This is a genomic window from Brevibacterium siliguriense, assembly GCF_900105315.1.
In the GTDB taxonomy this organism is placed as follows: domain Bacteria; phylum Actinomycetota; class Actinomycetes; order Actinomycetales; family Brevibacteriaceae; genus Brevibacterium; species Brevibacterium siliguriense.
In genome coordinates, this window is sequence record NZ_LT629766.1 from 2,422,032 (window position 1) to 2,440,639 (window position 18,608).

The following is an 18,608-nucleotide window of genomic DNA, read 5'->3' on the forward strand; positions in this document are numbered from 1 at the left end:
GCTGATATCGCCTCTCGGCAGGGATTTTGTCTTAGACTGAGACAACTTCCCTACCTGCCCGTTCATGGTGACAGAGGAGACAAAGTGGCACTCGAACCGTTGACCCCGCAACAGCGTTCCGCTGCGTTGGACAAAGCGTTCAAGGCGCGTCAGGCACGAGCCGAAGTGAAGTCGGCGCTGAAGACCGGCGATACCGATCTCGCGGCCGTGCTCAAGAAGGCAGCAGGCGACGAAGCACTGGCGAAGATGCGCGTGCTCGATCTGCTCAGGGCTCTGCCCGGAGTCGGCGACCGGCGAGCCGAAGCCGCCATGGAAGAGGTCGGCATCGCCACCTCTCGGCGGATCAAGGGTCTCGGCGTGCACCAGAAGTCCGCCTTGTTGGAGAAATATTCCTGAGTGTGACAACCTCAGATCTGTGAACAATCGACTCACCGTCCTCGCGGGTCCGACCGCCGTCGGAAAAGGCACCATCAGCACCTATATTCGGCAGAACCACCCCGAGGTCTGGTTCTCAGTGTCGGCCACTACCAGGCCCAGACGTCCCGGTGAGATCGATGGTGTTCATTATCACTTCCTGACCGACGACGCCTTCGACGCACTCATCGCCGAGGATCGACTGCTCGAATACGCGGTCGTCCACGGACGCCACCGCTACGGCACACCCTCGGCTCCTGTGGAGGAGAAGCTCGACGAGGGAATTCCGGCGCTGCTCGAGATCGATCTGCAGGGTGCGCGCCAGGTGAAAGAGAAGATGCCCGACGCCCGCTTCGTCTTCCTCGCCCCGCCCAGCTGGGAGGAGCTCGTGTCCCGGTTGACCGGTCGGGGCACCGAAACCGAGGAGGAGCAGCAGCGGCGTCTGATCACCGCCGAACGTGAATTGGCCGCCGAATCGGAGTTCGACGTGACCATCGTGAACGACCACGTTCGCACTGCGGCCGAAGAACTCCTATCATTGATGGGTATATCCACTTCCGATTAGATGGGAATCTCCTTGCCCGCACAGCCTGAAGGCATCACTAATCCTCCGATCGACGATCTGCTGGGCGTGACCGGTTCGAAGTACGAACTGGTCTCGATCGCGGCAAAGCGCGCCCGTCAGATCAATTCGTACTACGCCCAGCTGCAGGAGGGACTGCTCGAGAACGTCGGTCCGCTCGTCACGCCCGGCACCAACGAGAAGCCTCTGTCGATCGCTCTGCGTGAGGTCAACGAGTCGAAGATCGTCGCCCGCGAGGTCTCCGAAGCCGACTTCATCCAGGCCGCACCCGAGGCCGAAGCCACCGCTCCTGTGAGCAACGACGGCGCGATCGACTTCAGCGACCAGTGAGAATCGTACTCGGCGTCGCCGGTGGGATCGCCGCGTATAAGGCGGCACACATCATCCGGCGACTCCGGGAGCTCGAACACAGCGTCAAGGTCGTCCCGACGGCCAACGCGCTGAAGTTCATCGGTGCCCCCACCCTCGAGGCCCTGTCCGGCCAGACGGTGACCACCGACGTCTTCGACGAGGTCGACACCGTCAACCATGTCCGGATCGGGCAGGCGGCCGAACTCGTCATCATCGCCCCCGCAACCGCCGACCTCATCGCGAAGATCGCCGCCGGACGGGCCGACGATCTGCTCACCGCCTCCGTGCTCACCACCACCGCCGAGGTGGTCGTGGCTCCGGCCATGCACACGGAGATGTGGCTCAATCCCGCCACCGTGGCCAACATCGCGACCCTGCGCTCCCGCGGCATCCACGTCCTCGACCCCGCAGTCGGGCGTCTCACCGGCCCCGATTCCGGTCCCGGACGTCTGCCGGAACCCGAAGACATCGTCGACTACGCACTCTCGGTCAAGAACGGCGCAGCCGGTGATCCGACAGCCGCGGCCACCTTTGCTCGCGGTGACCTGGAGGGTCGCCACATCGTCATCAGCGCCGGCGGCACCCGGGAGCCGCTCGACCCAGTGCGGTTCCTCGGCAACCGCTCCTCGGGGAAGCAGGGCATCGCCCTCGCCAAGGCCGCTCATGCCGCAGGCGCGCACGTCGAGCTCGTCGCCGCGAACATCGATACCGGTCTGCTGTCAGTGCTGCCCGCCGACATCACGATCACGCCGGTCGAATCCACTCTCGAGCTGCAGGAAGCGATGCATTCGGCTCAGGAGCGTGCCGATGCCATCATCATGGCCGCAGCCGTCGCAGACTACCGGCCCGCCGAAACCACGGACTCGAAGATGAAGAAGTCCGGGGACGAGGGGCTGACCCTGCGCCTCGTGCAGAACCCGGATATCCTGCGCGGACTCGTCGACGAACGCAGTCGGCAGACCGGACTGAGCCAACAGATCATCGTCGGCTTCGCCGCGGAGACCGGCGATGCCGACACGACCGCCCTCGACTACGCGCGGTCCAAATTCCTGCGCAAGGGCGTCGACCTGCTCGTGTTCAACGACGTCTCCGACGACCGTGCCTTCGGCCACGATGACACCAAGGTCCAGATCATCACCTCCGACCGCGGTGACGTCACCGTCGGTGAGGAATTCCTCGGGTCGAAGGACCATGTTTCACAAAAGGTCATCGCGACCCTGTCCGACAAGTTCACCCACGTAGAATCGACAACGTGACACACACAAATCTGCGTTTCTTCTCATCCGAGTCAGTCACCGAGGGACATCCCGACAAGATCTGCGACCAGATCAGCGATGCGGTGCTCGACGACCTGCTCAGTCAGGATCCCAACGCCAAAGTGGCCGTGGAGACCATGGTCACCACCGGTCTGGTCCACGTCGCCGGTGAGGTGAATACGGCCGCATACGCCGATGTCGCCGGAATCGTGCGCAGCCTCATCACCGGAATCGGCTACGACTCCTCCGACACCGGCTTCGACGGACACTCCTGCGGGGTCTCCGTATCGATCGGCAGCCAGTCCACGGACATCCACTCCGGTGTGACGAACCCGCTGGACTTCCGTGAGGCCGTCGAATCCTCCGACCACGGCACCAGCCTCGGAGCCGGAGACCAGGGACTGATGTTCGGCTATGCCGACAACTCCACCGATGTGCTCATGCCGCTGCCCATCCACCTGGCCTCCCGGATGGCGGAGCAGCTCTCGGAGGTGCGCAAGTCCGGTCGACTCGACTACCTGCGCCCCGACGGAAAGACTCAGCTGACACTCGGCTACGACGGCAATGAAGCCGTGTCGATCGAGAACGTCGTCGTCTCCACCCAGCACTCGGCTGAGGCCAGCCAGTCCCAGCTGCATACGGAGATCAAGGAACTCGTCATCGACCCGGTGATCGCCGACTCCGGTCTCGACACCTCGGGCGCGAACATCCACATCAATCCCGCCGGCCCGTTCGTCACGGGCGGGCCGATGGGCGATGCCGGTCTGACCGGGCGGAAGATCATCGTCGACACATACGGCGGATTCTCCCGGCACGGAGGCGGTGCGTTCTCCGGCAAGGACCCCTCGAAGGTCGATCGTTCCGCGGCCTACGCGATGCGCTGGGTGGCGAAGAACGTCGTCGCCGCCGGTCTCGCCGCGCGTGCCGAAGTGCAGGTGTCCTATGCGATCGGCCGTGTCGACCCGATGGGACTGTACGTCGAGACCTTCGGAACGGAGAAAGTCGACCCGAACGCGATCTCCCGGGCCATCCGCGAGGTCTTCGACCTCCGCCCGGCGATGATCATCCAGGAACTCAACCTGCTGCGCCCGATCTACTCGCAGACCTCGACCTACGGCCACTTCGGCCGTGAACTGCCCGACTTCACCTGGGAGGTCACGGACCGCGCCGAGGATCTGCTGCGCGCCGTGTCCTCGAACTGATCTGTCGTCGGCGTGGACGAACCCCTCCCGATCGACACCGGAACCTCGGCCGAGGGCCAGGTGCCCCTGGCCCCGACCGATCCGGTCGCCAGAGTGCTCATCGACCACCCCGTCCCGCACTTGGCACGGACCTTCGACTACGCGGTCCCGGAGAAGCTCGCCGAGGCGGCCCTGCCCGGTGTGCGGGTGCGGGTGAAGTTCGCCGGGAAGCTGCGTGACGGCTATCTGCTCGAACGCGTCGACTCATCGGACCACATCGGGCCCTTGGCGACGATCCAACGCATCAGCGGACCCGTCCAGGTGCTCAGTGAGGATCTGCTCGCCCTGAGCGAAGCGGTCGCCCGTCGCTACGGCGGCACACTCGCTGATGTGCTCCGCCTAGCAATCCCTCCGCGTCACGCCCGCGGGGAGAAGGCCGTGCTCAAGGCGGAGAAAGCCGGGACACCGGCTGCGCCGGACAATGCGGAGACCGACAATCCTGCGGCCAGCGAGAACTACGGATCGTCAGATGATCCGCAGCTGGTGGGCCGCCTCGGCGAGTGGGTTCTCGCAGCGGGGGAGGAACTCACGGCCGTGGATCCTGTGGCACCGCCTCGGCGCAGGGCCCTAGCCTGCACTCCCGGGGCGACTCCGGGACTCAGCTGGATCCGCGCTGGACTCGATGCCGCACGGACGACGCTCGAAACAGGCCGATCCGTGCTCTGGCTCGTGCCCGACCATCGAGAGCTCGCGGTGCTCCATTCGGCTCTCACCAGCGCCGGGATCGCGGAGATCTCAGTGCTCAGCGCCGACCAGTCACCGGAGCTGAGGTGGCAGGCCTGGCTGCGCGGACTGCTCGGACACACTAGGATCACGATCGGCACGCGAGCAGCGGCCTTCGCACCCGTCGCCGACCTCGGCCTCATCATCTGCACCGATGACGCGAACCTCAACTTCCTCGACCAGCACGCCCCCTACCCGCATGCCCGGGAGGTCTGCCTGCTTCGGACGACGATCGAGGACACCGAACTGTTCTTCGTCTCTACCGACCGCAGCGCCGAAGTGCAGCGGCTCGTCGAAATCGGCTGGCTGGCCGACGTCACACCGGTCGGTCCGGCCAGACGTCATGCCGCACCGGTCGTCTTCGTCCCCGACGAGGACCGAGATCCCTTCGCCTGGCAGCGCATCCCCAGCCGGGCCTGGCAGATCATGCGCACGGCCCTGCGCCCGCGTCCCCGCGACGGGGGAGTGCCCGGCCCGGTGCTCGTGCAGGTGCCGCGGGCCGGCTACTATCCGGTCTTCGCCTGTGCCCGCTGCCAGGAAGTCGCTCGCTGCCCGCAATGCCAAGCGACGCTGACGACACAATCGGAGGTCGGTCCCTTCGCCTGCCGGTCCTGCGGCTATCATTCGGAGACCTTCAGCTGCCAACGCTGCCGCTCGCACCAAGTCCGGTCGATCGTGCGCGGACGGGCCCGCACCGTCGAAGAGCTCGCCCGAGCTCTGCCGGACATCGAGATCGTCGAATCCGGAGGCGATCACATCTCCACCGCCCTCGACGAGTCCCCGCGACTCGTGGTGGCCACGACGGGGGCCGAACCCTATGCGCTCGGCGGATACGCTGCAGCGATCCTCCTGGACTCGCTGTGGCCGGGACCGTGGATGAAGTCGATCGACGAAAGCGTGGCACGCCGACTGCGCGCGGCCTCCCTCGTCCGCTCACGCGATGACGGGGGAGCCGTCTACCTCGGCGACGAAGACGAACTCATCCGGCAGACCCTGACCGCATTCGACCCCACGACCTTCATGTCACGGCAGCTGAGAGACCGAAAGGTCCTCGGCTTCCCGCCCTACCGACGAATCCTCGAACTCACGGGAGCTGGTGCCGACATCGATGAGGTGATCGGAGAGATCGGAGAGGTGGAGGAGCTCCTGCGCGAGGATGCCGAGGACGGGCAGCGCAGCGTCAGCGCCTACCCGTTCTCCGCCGGAGACCGGGTCGGGACAAGAGTGGCCGAGATCATCGCGTCGCGCTCGGCGAAGAAGCAGCCGCAGGTGCGAGCGCGCATCGATGCTCCCCGGTCGCTGTGATGGAACGGCGAACCAGTAGAATCCAAATCGTGGATATCGTCTTCGCAGGCACCCCTGATGTCGCAGTTCCGGCTCTCGAGGCCCTAGCCGAATCGGACCACCGCATCCGTGCGGTGCTCACCCGACCCGATGCGCCCGTGGGACGGAAAAGAGTCCTCACTCCGTCACCGGTGAAGACCCGTGCTCTCGAGCTCGGACTGCCCATCATCGAAGCCGGTCGACTGCGCGGCGACGTCATCGCCCAGCTGCGGGACCTCGACGTCGATGCCGTCGCGGTCGTCGCCTTCGGCGCCATCGCCGGACCAGCCGCACTCGAGACCGCCCGCCTCGGTTGGTTCAACCTCCACTTCTCTCTGCTGCCGGCCTACCGCGGGGCCGCTCCCGTCCAACGCGCACTCATCGCCGGTGAGACAACCAGCGGAGTCAGTGTGTTCCGCATCGATGCAGGCATGGACACCGGACCCGTGCTGCGCCGACTCGAACTGCCGCTCGACCACCCCGACGTCGCCTCGGCACTCGAGGACTATGCGCACCGAGGTGCTCCCGAGCTCGTCGCCGCCTTCGACGAACTGGCCGCCGGCACCGCCAGCGAGACCCCGCAGACCGGAGAGTCCAGCCATGCGGAGAAGATCACCGTCACCGACGCCCACCTCGACCTGTGCGCACCCGCCGCCCAGGTCATCGACCGCGCACGCGGAACCAGCCCCGCACCGGGACCGTGGGTGGAGCTCGACGGCAAGAGGACGAAGCTCTTCGGACTCACACCCGCTCCCGAGGTGACTGCCTCCGGCGCCGTCGGCGAACTGACCACTTGGCAGCAGCAGCCGGTGCTGCGCTGCGGCGACGGCTGGGTCCGAGTCGAGGAGATCCAGCCCTTCGGCAAGTCCCGGATGGCCACGGTCGACTTCCTGCGCGGCCGTTCGGACGTGACCTTCGACCCCTATACCGAAGAGGAAGCTTAAGATCCATGGCTGAAGCAGCAGGCAGAGACCGCCGAGGCGGCAGGCAGAGTCGCGGTCGAGGCGACCTCGACCGCACACGGCAGGGTCGAGCACCACAGTCGGAACGGTCGGGGAAGAATCTGCCGCGGCGCATCGCTTGGGAAGTCCTCCTCGACGTGGCGACGAAAGACGCGTACGCGAACCTGCTGCTGCCGGCCAAACTCTCCCGCACCCGTATGGGCGCCCAGGATGCGGCCTTCACAACCGAACTCACCTACGGAGCCCTGCGGCGGCAGAAGTTCTACGATGCGGTCATCGAAGTCGCCTCGTCCCGCACCATCGACAAGATCGACCCCGAGCCCCTGGCCGCAATGCGCCTCGGCGCCCACCAGCTGCTGTCGATGCGGGTGCCCAACCATGCCGCACTGTCCGAAACCGTGGCCGTGATCAAGCGCTCCGCTGCGAAGACCGCCGGATTCGTCAATGCCGTGCTCCGTCGCATCTCGGAAGCCGAACCCGCCGTCTGGCTCGATCGCGTCACCGTCGAGACCTCGGAGACCACCCGATTGGCGATCGAACACTCCCATCCCGAATGGGTCGTCCGGGCCCTCACCCAGGCGCTCAAGGGTCACGGCCGCGACGACGCCGAACTCGAAGCCCTCCTGGCAGCCGACAATGCGCCCGCGAAGGTCGGCGTGACCGCCCTGCCCGGACTCATCGACCGCACCGAACTGCCGGGGGATCCGACACCGTTGTCGCCGATCGGCGTCACCCTGGACACCGCGGTGCCCAGAGACGTCGCGGCCGTGGCCGACGGACGCGCCCGCGTCCAGGACGAGGGGTCTGCTCTCGTCGCCCTCGCCCTGGCCGATGTGGAGGCACCTGCCGGCACCTGGGCCGACCTGTGCGCCGGACCCGGCGGCAAGGCCGCCGTCCTCGCGGCCAGGGCCGCCGGCGAATCGTTGACCCTCGAGGCCTTCGACTCCAGCGAACACCGCGTCGAACTCGTCCGCGACTCCACCAAGGCACTGACGAACGTCACCTCCGCACTCCGGGACGGACGCGACGCCAGCGGCCCCTACTCGAAGATCCTCGTCGACGTGCCCTGCTCCGGGCTCGGCGCACTGCGTCGCCGCCCCGAAGCCCGCTACCGCAGACGACCCGAGGACATCACGGCTCTGACCGGACTCCAACGCGAACTGCTCGCCGCAGCGCTCGACGCCTGCTCCCCGGGGGAGTGGTCGCCTATTCGACGTGCTCTCCGCACTATGCCGAAACCGTGCTCATCGTCGACGAAGTCCTCCGACTGCGTGCCAAGTCCGGGACCGAGGACATCGAACAGCTCGACACACCGGCTGTGCTGTCGGCGATCACCGGGGCCGAGGCCGAATCGTTCGCCTCGGTGCCCCGGGGCGGCGGGCGATACGCTCAGCTCTGGCCGCACCTGCACAACAGCGACGGAATGTTCCTGGCCCTCCTGCGAAAGGCGAAATGACCCATGTCCATCGACATCAACCCCTCCATCCTGTCCTCGGACTTTTCCGACCTGCGCGGTGAACTCGAGAAGATCAGCACCGCCGATATGGCCCATATCGACGTCATGGACAACCATTTCGTCCCGAACCTCACCTTCGGCCCGCCCGTCGTCGAACGCATCCAGGCGATCTCACCGATCCCGCTCGATGCGCACCTCATGATCGCCGACGCCGATCGCAATGCTCCCGTGTACGCGGAGATCGGCTGCGCTTCGGTGACCTTCCACGCCGAGGCGACTGCCGCCCCCGTGCGCCTGGCACGGGAACTGCGCCGCCTCGGAGCGAAGGCGAGCCTCGCACTCAAACCGGCTACCCCGATCGAACCCTTCATCGACCTCCTCGGCGAGTTCGACCAGATCCTCATCATGACCGTCGAACCCGGCTTCGGCGGTCAGAAGTTCCTCGACGTGTGCCTGCCGAAGATCACGCGGACTCGCGAAGCGATCTCCGCTGCCGGACTCGAGATCAAGCTGCAGGTCGACGGGGGAGTCTCCGCGTCGACGATCGACCGCGTCGTCGACGCCGGTGCGGACGTCCTCGTGGTCGGCTCCGCCGTCTACGGCGCCGAGGATGCCGCGGCGGCCATCAGCGAACTGCGGAGCCTCGCCGCCGCTCACACCCACTGACCGATCCGGGCCGAACGTCTCGTGCGGCCCACACCTGAAGAGAGCCTGCGATGGACCTGTTCGCCTGGTTGAACACCCCGGCATTCGAACTGCTGGGCAAACCCGTTCCGTACTCCGACCTGTTCGGCAACATCTGTGCCCTGGCCACGGTCGTCCTGGCGCTGCGCCGGAACATCATGTCCTGGCCGGTGCAGATCCTCGGTTCCATCCTGCTCTTCTCCGCCAGCATCTCGGCCGGCCTCGGCGGCAACGCCTCCCGGCAGGTCGTCATCATCGTCGCCGCGGTCTGGGGCTGGACGCAGTGGAAGAAGTCCAAGGCCGCCGCCGGTGAGGTTCTCGTCCGCTGGGCCACCTGGAAGGAGCGGGCGATCCTGCTCGCGGCACTCGTCATCGGCACGGGAGTCTTCGGCTGGGTGCTCGCCCTGGGCGGATGGTCCTGGAACCCGTATCCCGACGCGTACATCTTCATCGGCTCGATCGTGGCCATGTACGCCCAGGGCCGGGCCATCGTCGAGTTCTGGTTCGTCTGGCTCGCCGTCGACCTCGTCGGCATCCCGCTGGCGATCTCCGGCGGACTCGTCTTCTCCGGAGCCGTATACCTGTTCTTCCTCGTCATGGTCATCCTCGGACTCATCGACTGGTCGAAGCGCTCACGCCAGACGATCTCGGCACCTCACCGCCCGGCCACCGACATCGGCCGCGACCCCGAGGACTGACCGGCGGAGGCTGCGGTGCGGGGGACCGCCTGTATTCGGCGTTTTGGAACATGAGACCCCGAATGCTGCGGTCGATGAGGATGCATTAGTCTGGAGAAGTGAAGACCTTTGAGACTCTCTACGCCGAACTCCAGCAGAAATCCCTCGATCGACCGGTCGGTTCGAAGACCGTGGCCGAACTCGACGCCGGAGTCCATGCGATCGGCAAGAAGGTCGTGGAAGAGGCCGCCGAAGTGTGGATGGCCGCCGAATACGAAACGAAGGAAGAGCTCGCCGAGGAGATCTCGCAGCTGCTCTACCACGTGCAAGTGATGATGATCGCCAAGGGACTGACCCTCGACGATGTCAACACCCACCTGTAAGACCCTCCCACGAACCAGACCGAAACCGACGCCATCGAACTCCAAAGGGACCCCATGCTGCGTGTAGCCGTGCCCAACAAGGGCGCACTGTCCGAAGCCGCCTCCGACATGCTCAGCGAGGCCGGATACTCCACTCGACGCGGAACCAAGACACTGGTCCATCAGGACGAAGTCAACGGAGTCGAATTCTTCTACCTGCGCCCCAGAGACATCGCCATCTACGTCGGCTCCGGCATCCTCGACGCCGGGATCACCGGCCGCGACCTGCTGCTCGAGTCACAGGCCGAAGCCGATGAGGTGCTCGGACTCGGATTCGGCGCCTCCCGTTTCTTCTACGCCGGAACCGTCGGCTCCTTCTCCTCGCCCGACCAGCTGGCCGGCGCCCGCATCGCCACGAGCTTCCCGAACCTCGTCGACGCCGACCTGCAGCGACGCGGCATCGCCGCGACGACCGTGCAGCTCGACGGAGCGATCGAGGTCTCCATCCAGCTCGGAGTCGCCGAGGCCATCGCCGATGTCGTCGAAACCGGTTCCACCCTGCGCGCCGCCGGACTCGAGACTTTCGGCGAACCGCTCCTCGAATCCGAAGGTGTGCTCATCCAGCGCGCCGGAGCCGAGTCCCGAATCGGCGTGCTCAAACGCCGCCTCGAATCGGTGATGGTCGCCCGCCAGTACGTCCTCGTCGACTACAACATCGAAGAGCGGCTGGTGCCCGAAGCGATCTCGCTGACCCCGGGACTCGAATCCCCGACGGTGTCTCCGCTGCAGGAGACCGGCTGGGTGGCCGTGCGGGTCATGGTCGAGGCGAAGGAAGTCAACAACGTCATGGACCGACTCTACGGGGCCGGGGCGCGTGCGATCCTGGTGACGAACATTGGCGCCTGCCGAATCTGATCTCGCTGTGTTCCGGCCCCGACAGGTGCGCATCATCAGCATCGTCGGTGCCGTTGCGGTGACCGCGGGGTTCGCGGTCCTGTCCGTGGCGCTGTTCGTCGTGGACTGGGAACCGTGGACAGCGCTCGACATGATATGGATGAACCTGCTGGGGATTATCTTCGGAGCCGCCCTGCTGCGCATCTCCGATATCCAGGCTCGGCCCACCGAGGAGGGCCTGGTGGTCAAGAACATGGTGCGCACCCGCCGGTTCGACTGGGGACAGATCCTCGGCGTGACGTTCTCACCCGAAGGCGATGACCCCTGGCCCCTGTTGGATCTCACCGACGGCACCACCTGCGCGGTGATGGCGATCCAGCATGCAGACGGTCGCCGCGCCCATGCGGAGGTCGCACGATTGCGTATGCTCATCAAGAGACGCACCCACTTCAAGGAGGATTAGGAATGGCGAACGAGACACCCGAGGCTGCGGCAGGTCCCCTGACCGGATATACCGTCGTCGACCTCTCGCGTGCCCTGGCCGGCCCTCATGCAGGAATGATGTTCGGCGACCTCGGTGCGCGAGTGATCAAGGTCGAGAACCCCGGCAAAGGCGACGATTCGCGGTCCTGGGGTCCTCCCTTCGTCGGGCCTGCGGACAAACCTCAGGCCACCTACTTCTTTTCCTGCAACCGCAATAAGGAATCCATCGCCCTCGACCTCAAATCCGAGACGGGCAAGGACATCCTGACCGGACTCATCGCCCGCGCCGATGTGCTCATCGAGAACTTCCGCTCCGGAGTTCTCGACCGCCTCGGCTTCTCCACCGCCCGCTGCATGGAGATCAATCCGCGCCTGGTCATCCTCTCCATCACCGGATTCGGCCACGACGGGCCCGAAGCCTCGCGGGCCGGCTACGACCAGATCGCCCAGGGCGAAGCCGGTCTGATGTCACTGACCGGCTCCGGCCCCGATGACATGCAGCGAGTGGGCGTGCCGATCGCCGATCTGCTCGCCGGGATCTACGGCTCCTACGGAGTCCTGGCCGCACTGCTCGAACGCGAACGCACCGGCAAGGGCAAGGTTGTGCGCACTTCGCTCATCGCGGGAATGGTCGGCGTCCACGCCTTCCAGGGAACCAGGGCGACCGTGGCCGGACAGGAACCGCAGCCGGGCGGCAACCATCACCCGTCGCTGTCGCCGTACGGACTCTTCAAGTGCCGCGACGGCGCCGTGCAGATCTCCGTGGGCAACGAGAACCTGTGGCAGAAGTTCTGCGCCGCCTTCGACATCGATCCCGCGACCGAGGGGATGGCCGACAACGCCTCACGAGTGGCCAACCGGCCTGCGCTCATCGAACTCATCGAAGACCGCTTCTCCGCCTTCGACGCAGCCGATCTGCTGGCCAAGCTCACCGAGGCGGGAATCCCTTCCGGCACGGTCCGCAACCTGCCCGAGGTCTACCAGTGGGCGCAGGCGCTCAGCCAGGGACTCAAGGTCTCCGTCGACCACCCGGTGCTCGGTGACATCGACCTGCCCGGACCGCCCCTGCGCTTCTTCGACGCCGGAGCCTCCGGTGAGGTCGAAACCACCCGCACTGCTCACGATGCCCCGCCGCTGCTCGACGAGGATGCGGAATCCATCGTGGCGTGGCTCGCCGACGGAAACTGAACGGGACCGCCATGACGCGTCTGAATGCTCATGAACTCGTCGAGATCGTCCTCGACGAAGGATCGTTCCTGTCCTGGGACACCACACCGGTCCAGCCCGCCGGTGGAATCTCGGCAGCCTACGCCGCTGAACTCGACGCCGCGGCGGAGAAGTCCGGAGTCGACGAATCCATCATCACCGGCGAAGGCACCATCGCGGGCCGCCGCGTGGCCGTGATCGCCGGCGAATTCCGGTTCCTCGCCGGCTCGATCGGAGTGGCCGCGGCCGAACGCCTCGTCGATGCCATCGAACGTGCGACCCTCGAGGGGCTGCCGCTGCTTGCCGGACCCGCCTCGGGAGGCACGCGCATGCAGGAGGGCACCATCGCCTTCCTGTCGATGGTGAAGATCACCAACGCCGTCATCGCCCATCGCAAGGCCGGACTGCCCTACCTCGTGTACCTGCGCCATCCCACCACCGGAGGAGTCTTCGCCTCCTGGGGATCGCTGGGACATGTCACCGTGGCCGAACCCGGATCCCTCATCGGATTCTTGGGCCCTCGGGTGTTCGAAGCCATCTACGGGGAGAAGTTTCCGGAGAACGTGCAGACCGGGGAGAACCTGCACAAGATGGGAATCGTCGACGCCGTCATCGGTCCCGAACGCATCGCCGGCACCGTCTCCCGCGTCCTCGACGTGCTGATGGGCGCCCAAGAGGTCCCGGCTCGGGTGCCGGATCCGGACACGGCACCTCAGACCGTCGATCCGAACTCCGATGCCTGGGCCGCGATCAGCAGTTCGCGCCGTCCCGAACGCCCCGGAGTCCGTGACCTGCTGCGCACCGCCGCGAACACCGTGCTTCCGCTCAACGGCACCGGTGAAGGGGAGAAGGATCCCGGACTGCTGCTGGCGCTGGCGAAGTTCGGCTCCGCGCCGTGCATCGTCCTCGGCCAGGACCGGTTCCGGCAGGACTCCCGTGCTCCCATGGGGCCCGCGGCCCTGCGTGAGGCCCGGCGCGGAATGCGCTTGGCCGCGGAGCTGCACCTGCCGCTCGTGACCGTCATCGACACCCCCGGCGCGGCCCTGTCGAAGGAAGCCGAGGAGGGCGGTATCGCCGGCGAGATCGCCCGCAGCCTCGCCGATCTCGCGAACCTCGACGCCCCATCCGTCTCGCTCATCCTCGGCGAGGGATCTGGGGGTGGGGCTCTGGCCCTCATCCCCACCGACCGGGTGCTCAGCGCCGAACACGGCTGGCTCTCGCCTCTGCCGCCCGAAGGCGCCTCGGCGATCGTGCACCGCACCACCGACCGGGCCGCCGAGATGGCACAGAGCCAGGGCGTGCATGCTCCGATGCTGCAGGCCAACGGAGTCGTCGATCGGATCATCGCCGAGCACTCCGATGCCAGCGACGAACCCCTGGACTTCGTCGCCCGTGTCGGGGCGACACTCGAATTCGAACTCATCTCGCTCATGCGCGAACCATCGGCCAGGCGCCTGGCCCGTCGAATGGATCGCTACCGGGGCCTGGGAATCTAGGAGGACTGCGTGGTAGCTGTCAGAGTCATCCCGTGTCTGGACGTCGACGGCGGACGCGTCGTCAAGGGAGTGAAGTTCGCCGACCTCAAGGACGCCGGCGACCCCGTCGAACTTGCCCGCCGCTACGGCGAGTCCGGTGCCGACGAACTCACCTTCCTCGATGTCACGGCCAGCAGCGGCGACCGAGAGACCGTCCACGACGTCGTCCGCGCCTGCGCCGAAGAGGTCTTCATCCCGCTCAACGTCGGCGGAGGGATCCGCAGCGTCTCCGACGTCGACCGTCTGCTGCGCGACGGGGCCGACAAGGTCTCGGTCAATACCTCGGCGGTCAAGAACCCGGAGCTCATCAGCGAGATCTCCCGGCACTTCGGCAACCAGGTCCTCGTCCTGTCCCTCGACGCCCGCCGCACACAGGGGACGAGCACGGAATCCGGATTCGAGGTCACCACCCGCGGCGGTCGCGAAGGCACAGGCCGCTGCGCCATCGACTGGATCCGGGAAGCCGCCGATCGCGGCGTCGGCGAGATCCTCCTCAACTCCATCGACGCCGACGGCACACGCGAGGGCTTCGACCTCGAACTCATCAGCGCCGCCCGCGCCGCCGTCGACGTGCCGCTCATCGCCTCGGGCGGAGCCGGCAAGGTCGAACACTTCGCCCCGGCGGTCGAAGCAGGTGCCGATGCGCTGCTGGCCGCCAGCGTCTTCCACTTCGGCACACTGAGCATCGCCGAGGTCAAGGCGGAACTGCGGGCGCAGGGGATCGACGTCCGATGAGCAGCGATATCGACGCCACCCCGGAGAATTGGCGGGAGATCATCAGGATGAACGACGACGGGCTCATCCCCGTCATCGTCCAAGAGGCGACGAGCCGTGACGTGCTCATGCTCGCCTGGATGGACGTCGAGGCCGTCTCCCGCACACTGGAGACGAAGCGGGCCATCTACTGGTCGCGGTCCCGCAGGGAATACTGGGTGAAGGGGGAAACCTCGGGCCATGTCCAACATGTCCGCTCACTCGCCCTCGACTGCGATGCCGACGCCCTGCTCATGCTCGTCGACCAGACCGGACCGGCCTGCCATACGAACACCCCGACCTGCTTCACCGGAAGGACCATCAGTGTCGACTGACACAGCAGCGAACACGACCGACCTGCCGATCCGTCCCAGCCTCGACCAGTTCCGGGCGCTGGGCGCCGAACACCGGCTGGTGCCGGTGCATACCCAGGTGCTCGCGGACTCGGAGACCCCGCTGAGCCTCTACCGCAAACTCACCGACGGCGGACCCGGAAGCTTCCTCTTCGAATCCGCCGTCGCTGGTTCCTGGGCCAGGTACTCGTTCATCGGGTCTGCACCGGTCGCCACCCTCATCTCGACCGAGGACGGATTCCACTGGACCGGCACTCCGCCGGTGGGCATCCCCACCGACGGCGACGTCCTCGACGCGGTCACCGCGGCTCTCGAGCTCCTCGCCGTGGCCGAGGACGAATCGGATCTGCCGCCCATGGTCTCGAGCTTCGTCGGGTACTTCGGGTGGGACATCGTCCGCCGCTTCGAAAGGCTCGGCCCGCCCCGGCCCAACGAACACCACCTGCCCACGGTGCAGCTGATGGTCCCCGGCGACATCGCCGTCTTCGACCACTATTCGGGGATGGTCACCCTCGTGGCCAATGTGTTCAACGTCAACGGCACCGATACCGGAATCGAGGACGCCCACGCCTCCGGAGTCGACCGCATCGCCGCGATGTGCGACCGCCTGCAGCAGCCCAGCCCGCCCGATATCCTGCATCCCCGGAAAGCCGACCCCGAGGTGGCCACCCGCACCCAGCCGCAGGTGTACCTCGACGGCGTAGAGACGGCGAAGCAGAAGATCGTCGACGGCGAGATCTTCCAGGTCGTCATCGGCCAGCGCTTCGACACCCCGTGCGAGGCCGATGCGCTGAGCGTGTACCGGATGCTGCGGCATGCGAACCCGAGCCCGTTCATGTACCTGCTCAACCTCCACGACGACGCAGGCGAACCGGTGAGCATCATCGGCTCCTCACCCGAAGCGCTCGTCACCGTCCGGTCCGGAGAGGTGCTCACCCACCCGATCGCCGGTTCCCGCCCCCGCGGCGCCACTCCGGAAGCCGATGACTCGCTGGCTCGGGAGCTGTTGGCCGATGAGAAGGAACGAGCGGAGCACCTCATGCTCGTCGACCTCGCACGCAACGACCTGGCGAAGGTCTGCGTGGCCGGAACCATCGACGTCAGCGAGTTCATGGACATCGTCCGTTACAGCCACATCATGCACATCAGCTCGACCGTGCGCGGTGAACTCGCAGCCGGAACCACCGCCATTGACGTGCTGAGGGCGACGTTCCCCGCCGGCACACTGTCCGGCGCACCCAAACCCAGGGCGTTGCAGATCATCGACGAACTCGAACCCGTCGGTCGCGGAATCTACGGTGGAGTGGTCGGCTACATGTCCTTCACCGGTGACCTCGACCTCGCCATCGCCATCCGCACCGGAGTGCTCCGAGATGGCACCATGAGCGTCTACGCAGGAGGAGGGCTCGTCGCCGACTCCGTCCCCGAGACCGAATACCGGGAATCCGAGAACAAGGCCGCTGCCGTGCTCCGCGCCGCCGCTGCGGCCCTTCACACGGCCGAAGGAAGTCAGAGGTGAGGCCATGACGAAATCACGCGGAGTCCTCATCATCCTCGTCATCGCCGCCGCGCTGTGGGCGCTGACGATCTCCGCCTGGCAGGTCGGAGCCGGCGGAGACACGCTCGGACCCAGCGGTGTGGCGAAGGTCACCGAGGATGCGAGTTCACAGGCTTCACCCGTGGCCACCGCGTGTGTGGCGATCATTGCCGTCTCGGGACTGCTCGCCGCAATGCTCGGACGGATCGGGCGCTTCGTCGTCCTCGGTCTCGCCGGAATCGCCGGAATCGGCTACGGGATCACTGCACTGAGTGCCGCCTCGGCGCCGGGAGCCACCTCCTGGGCGATCATCGCGGCAGTGGCCGCGGGAATCGGCGTCATCGGCATCGTCTGGGTCTCCGTCGCTTCGAACGGGTGGACGAGCTCCAACCGCTACGCCCGCACTGCGGAAGCCGCCGGCGGTGAATTCGACTCGGCCGCGACCTGGGACGCACTCTCCCGCGGAGAAGACGTCGAAGATGACCCCGACGACGAAGTGCCGAATGGTCCGGATGCCGAGCCGGATTCGAAATGACCTTGTGACCGGGTCGGTGTCCGGTCAGACGACGAAGCGTGACACAATGGAGGAAAGATTCCATACGCGTGTCACGCACTCACACTAAGGAGCGCCATGTCGCAGTCCATCGCCCGCAACGGGGCCGCAGATCTCGACAAATCCACGATCGACTACGCAGCGATCGCCGATCCCGGTCACGGCAACTCGGTGGCGGGATGGACCGGAGTCATCATCATGCTCATCGGCATCAGCGTCGGCTGTGTGGGCTTCACGATCCACAACCCCACGATCACCTACATCTCCATCGGCATCGTCGCCCTCGGCGTGGTCGTCGGCCTGATCCTGCGTGCCGTCGGACTGGGCAATAAGCCGAAGAAGAAATGACGGTCCTCACCGACATCGTCTCCGGCGTGCGGGAGGACCTGCAGGCCCGCCGGGGCGAAGTTCCGCTGAGCGAGATCACGGCTCGAGCCGCCGCGGCCGAACCTGTCCGCCCCTCGACCTGTCCGCGGACTTCGGCGTCATCGCCGAGGTCAAGCGGAAGTCACCTTCCCGTGGGGACCTCGCACAGATTCCCGACCCCGGCACCCTCGCCGGCCTGTACGCCGCCGGCGGCGCCCGGGCCATCAGCGTGCTCACGGAGCACCGCCGCTTCAACGGCAGCCTCGCCGACCTCGACTCCGTGCGCGCCGCAGTGGACATCCCTGTCCTGCGCAAGGACTTCATGGTCGACGAATACCAGTTCCATGAGGCCCGGGCCCACGGCACCGACATCGTTCTGCTCATCGTCGCAGCACTCGACCCCGTGCAGCTGCGCGAGTTCCATGCCCTCGCCACGGAACTGGGGATGACCGCGCTGGTCGAGACCCACAACCGCGCAGAGCTGGAGATCGCCGCCGAACTCGATGCCGAACTCATCGGGGTCAACACCCGCAACCTCAAGGATCTGAGCGTCGACACAGACCGGTTCGCGCCCCTGGCCGAACTTGCCCCCGAAGGATGCACCCTCGTGGCCGAGTCCGGCGTCGCCGGGGCCGCCGAGGTGTCGAAGTACGCGGATTCAGGCGCCGACCTCGTGCTCGTCGGTGAAGCTCTCGTCACCGGCGGCCGCCCGCAAGCCGCGGTCGAGGAGTACACCGCCCTCGGCCGGGAACGCCGCTCGCTGTCCGTATCCTGAACCCCGCCCGCGTCGGCCGTTGCAAGTAGCCGACGATGGGCTCATACTGCACCCATACCGTCGTCCGGCGGGTGGGGCCCCGTCGCCCCACCCGCCGGCGCCACGAGGAGATCGAGAAGGA

19 protein-coding genes and 2 pseudogenes are annotated in these 18,608 nt (G+C 66.5%); all 21 read left to right on the forward strand.

Features of this window, described 5'->3' with window-relative positions; translation table 11 throughout:
• Window positions 1–84 precede the first annotated feature (84 nt).
• On the forward strand, window positions 85–396 hold the full coding sequence (gene mihF, locus BLU88_RS10685; RefSeq protein WP_092013507.1) for an integration host factor, actinobacterial type: 312 nt from the start codon (window positions 85–87) through the stop codon (window positions 394–396).
• A gap of 19 nt (window positions 397–415) precedes the next feature.
• Window positions 416–979, forward strand: coding sequence for a guanylate kinase (gene gmk, locus BLU88_RS10690; RefSeq protein ID WP_092013510.1), 564 nt, complete (start codon window positions 416–418; stop codon window positions 977–979).
• 12 nt (window positions 980–991) lie between these two features.
• On the forward strand, window positions 992–1,327 hold the full coding sequence (gene rpoZ / locus BLU88_RS10695; RefSeq protein ID WP_228278442.1) for a DNA-directed RNA polymerase subunit omega: 336 nt from the start codon (window positions 992–994) through the stop codon (window positions 1,325–1,327).
• Window positions 1,324–2,604 (forward strand): bifunctional phosphopantothenoylcysteine decarboxylase/phosphopantothenate--cysteine ligase CoaBC, encoded by a 1,281-nt coding sequence (coaBC, locus tag BLU88_RS10700; RefSeq protein WP_092013517.1) that lies wholly within the window; start codon window positions 1,324–1,326, stop codon window positions 2,602–2,604. The genes rpoZ and coaBC overlap by 4 nt, the downstream gene beginning before the upstream one ends.
• On the forward strand, window positions 2,601–3,806 hold the full coding sequence (gene metK, locus BLU88_RS10705; protein WP_092013520.1) for a methionine adenosyltransferase: 1,206 nt from the start codon (window positions 2,601–2,603) through the stop codon (window positions 3,804–3,806). Before coaBC ends, metK begins: the two co-directional genes overlap by 4 nt.
• A 12-nt stretch (window positions 3,807–3,818) precedes the next feature.
• Complete coding sequence (locus tag BLU88_RS10710) at window positions 3,819–5,873, forward strand: primosomal protein N' family DNA-binding protein (protein ID WP_092013523.1); 2,055 nt, start codon at window positions 3,819–3,821, stop codon at window positions 5,871–5,873.
• Window positions 5,874–5,902: 29 nt separating this feature from the next.
• Window positions 5,903–6,835: a methionyl-tRNA formyltransferase gene (fmt, locus tag BLU88_RS10715; RefSeq protein WP_092013526.1), complete on the forward strand. Its 933-nt coding sequence runs from the start codon at window positions 5,903–5,905 to the stop codon at window positions 6,833–6,835.
• 5 nt (window positions 6,836–6,840) lie between these two features.
• Window positions 6,841–8,309 (forward strand): annotated as a pseudogene (locus tag BLU88_RS10720) (RsmB/NOP family class I SAM-dependent RNA methyltransferase).
• 3 nt (window positions 8,310–8,312) lie between these two features.
• On the forward strand, window positions 8,313–8,975 hold the full coding sequence (rpe, locus tag BLU88_RS10725) for a ribulose-phosphate 3-epimerase (protein WP_092013529.1): 663 nt from the start codon (window positions 8,313–8,315) through the stop codon (window positions 8,973–8,975).
• 50 nt (window positions 8,976–9,025) lie between these two features.
• A complete protein-coding gene (locus BLU88_RS10730; RefSeq protein ID WP_092013532.1) occupies window positions 9,026–9,691 on the forward strand; it encodes a nicotinamide mononucleotide transporter family protein in 666 nt (221 codons plus the stop codon).
• A 98-nt stretch (window positions 9,692–9,789) separates the two neighbouring features.
• Window positions 9,790–10,053 carry a phosphoribosyl-ATP diphosphatase gene (locus BLU88_RS10735; RefSeq protein ID WP_092013535.1) on the forward strand — a complete coding sequence of 88 codons (264 nt, stop codon included), beginning with the start codon at window positions 9,790–9,792 and terminating at the stop codon, window positions 10,051–10,053.
• A 54-nt stretch (window positions 10,054–10,107) separates the two neighbouring features.
• Window positions 10,108–10,947 carry an ATP phosphoribosyltransferase gene (gene hisG / locus BLU88_RS10740; RefSeq protein WP_092013538.1) on the forward strand — a complete coding sequence of 280 codons (840 nt, stop codon included), beginning with the start codon at window positions 10,108–10,110 and terminating at the stop codon, window positions 10,945–10,947.
• A gap of 7 nt (window positions 10,948–10,954) precedes the next feature.
• Window positions 10,955–11,389 (forward strand): PH domain-containing protein, encoded by a 435-nt coding sequence (locus BLU88_RS10745; RefSeq protein WP_231939360.1) that lies wholly within the window; start codon window positions 10,955–10,957, stop codon window positions 11,387–11,389.
• 2 nt (window positions 11,390–11,391) lie between these two features.
• Window positions 11,392–12,597 carry a CaiB/BaiF CoA transferase family protein gene (locus BLU88_RS10750; RefSeq protein WP_092013544.1) on the forward strand — a complete coding sequence of 402 codons (1,206 nt, stop codon included), beginning with the start codon at window positions 11,392–11,394 and terminating at the stop codon, window positions 12,595–12,597.
• Window positions 12,598–12,608: 11 nt separating this feature from the next.
• A complete protein-coding gene (locus tag BLU88_RS10755) occupies window positions 12,609–14,111 on the forward strand; it encodes a carboxyl transferase domain-containing protein (protein WP_092013547.1) in 1,503 nt (500 codons plus the stop codon).
• A 9-nt stretch (window positions 14,112–14,120) separates the two neighbouring features.
• Entirely contained in the window at window positions 14,121–14,885 is a 765-nt protein-coding gene (gene hisF, locus BLU88_RS10760; RefSeq protein WP_092013550.1) for an imidazole glycerol phosphate synthase subunit HisF, read from the forward strand.
• Entirely contained in the window at window positions 14,882–15,238 is a 357-nt protein-coding gene (hisI, locus tag BLU88_RS10765) for a phosphoribosyl-AMP cyclohydrolase (RefSeq protein ID WP_092013553.1), read from the forward strand. Before hisF ends, hisI begins: the two co-directional genes overlap by 4 nt.
• Window positions 15,228–16,775, forward strand: coding sequence for an anthranilate synthase component I (gene trpE / locus BLU88_RS10770; protein WP_231939361.1), 1,548 nt, complete (start codon window positions 15,228–15,230; stop codon window positions 16,773–16,775). The genes hisI and trpE overlap by 11 nt, the downstream gene beginning before the upstream one ends.
• A 4-nt stretch (window positions 16,776–16,779) precedes the next feature.
• The gene (locus BLU88_RS10775; RefSeq protein WP_092013567.1) at window positions 16,780–17,328 is read left to right on the forward strand and encodes a Trp biosynthesis-associated membrane protein; all 549 of its coding nucleotides are present in this window, start codon (window positions 16,780–16,782) and stop codon (window positions 17,326–17,328) included.
• Window positions 17,329–17,424: 96 nt separating this feature from the next.
• On the forward strand, window positions 17,425–17,694 hold the full coding sequence (locus BLU88_RS10780) for an HGxxPAAW family protein (RefSeq protein ID WP_092013570.1): 270 nt from the start codon (window positions 17,425–17,427) through the stop codon (window positions 17,692–17,694).
• Window positions 17,691–18,487: pseudogene (trpC, locus tag BLU88_RS10785) on the forward strand (indole-3-glycerol phosphate synthase TrpC). Before BLU88_RS10780 ends, trpC begins: the two are co-directional and overlap by 4 nt.
• Window positions 18,488–18,608 lie beyond the last annotated feature (121 nt).

Bases quoted from the DNA above. Each gene is read 5' to 3' on its own strand.
- rpe (WP_092013529.1), top strand. From the start codon at position 8,313: ATGTCCATCGACATCAACCCCTCCATCCTGTCCTCGGACTTTTCCGAC.
- BLU88_RS10730 (WP_092013532.1), top strand. From the start codon at position 9,026: ATGGACCTGTTCGCCTGGTTGAACACCCCGGCATTCGAACTGCTGGGC.
- hisG (WP_092013538.1), top strand. From the start codon at position 10,108: ATGCTGCGTGTAGCCGTGCCCAACAAGGGCGCACTGTCCGAAGCCGCC.
- BLU88_RS10750 (WP_092013544.1), top strand. From the start codon at position 11,392: ATGGCGAACGAGACACCCGAGGCTGCGGCAGGTCCCCTGACCGGATAT.
- BLU88_RS10755 (WP_092013547.1), top strand. From the start codon at position 12,609: ATGACGCGTCTGAATGCTCATGAACTCGTCGAGATCGTCCTCGACGAA.
- hisI (WP_092013553.1), top strand. From the start codon at position 14,882: ATGAGCAGCGATATCGACGCCACCCCGGAGAATTGGCGGGAGATCATC.
- BLU88_RS10775 (WP_092013567.1), top strand. From the start codon at position 16,780: ATGACGAAATCACGCGGAGTCCTCATCATCCTCGTCATCGCCGCCGCG.
- BLU88_RS10780 (WP_092013570.1), top strand. From the start codon at position 17,425: ATGTCGCAGTCCATCGCCCGCAACGGGGCCGCAGATCTCGACAAATCC.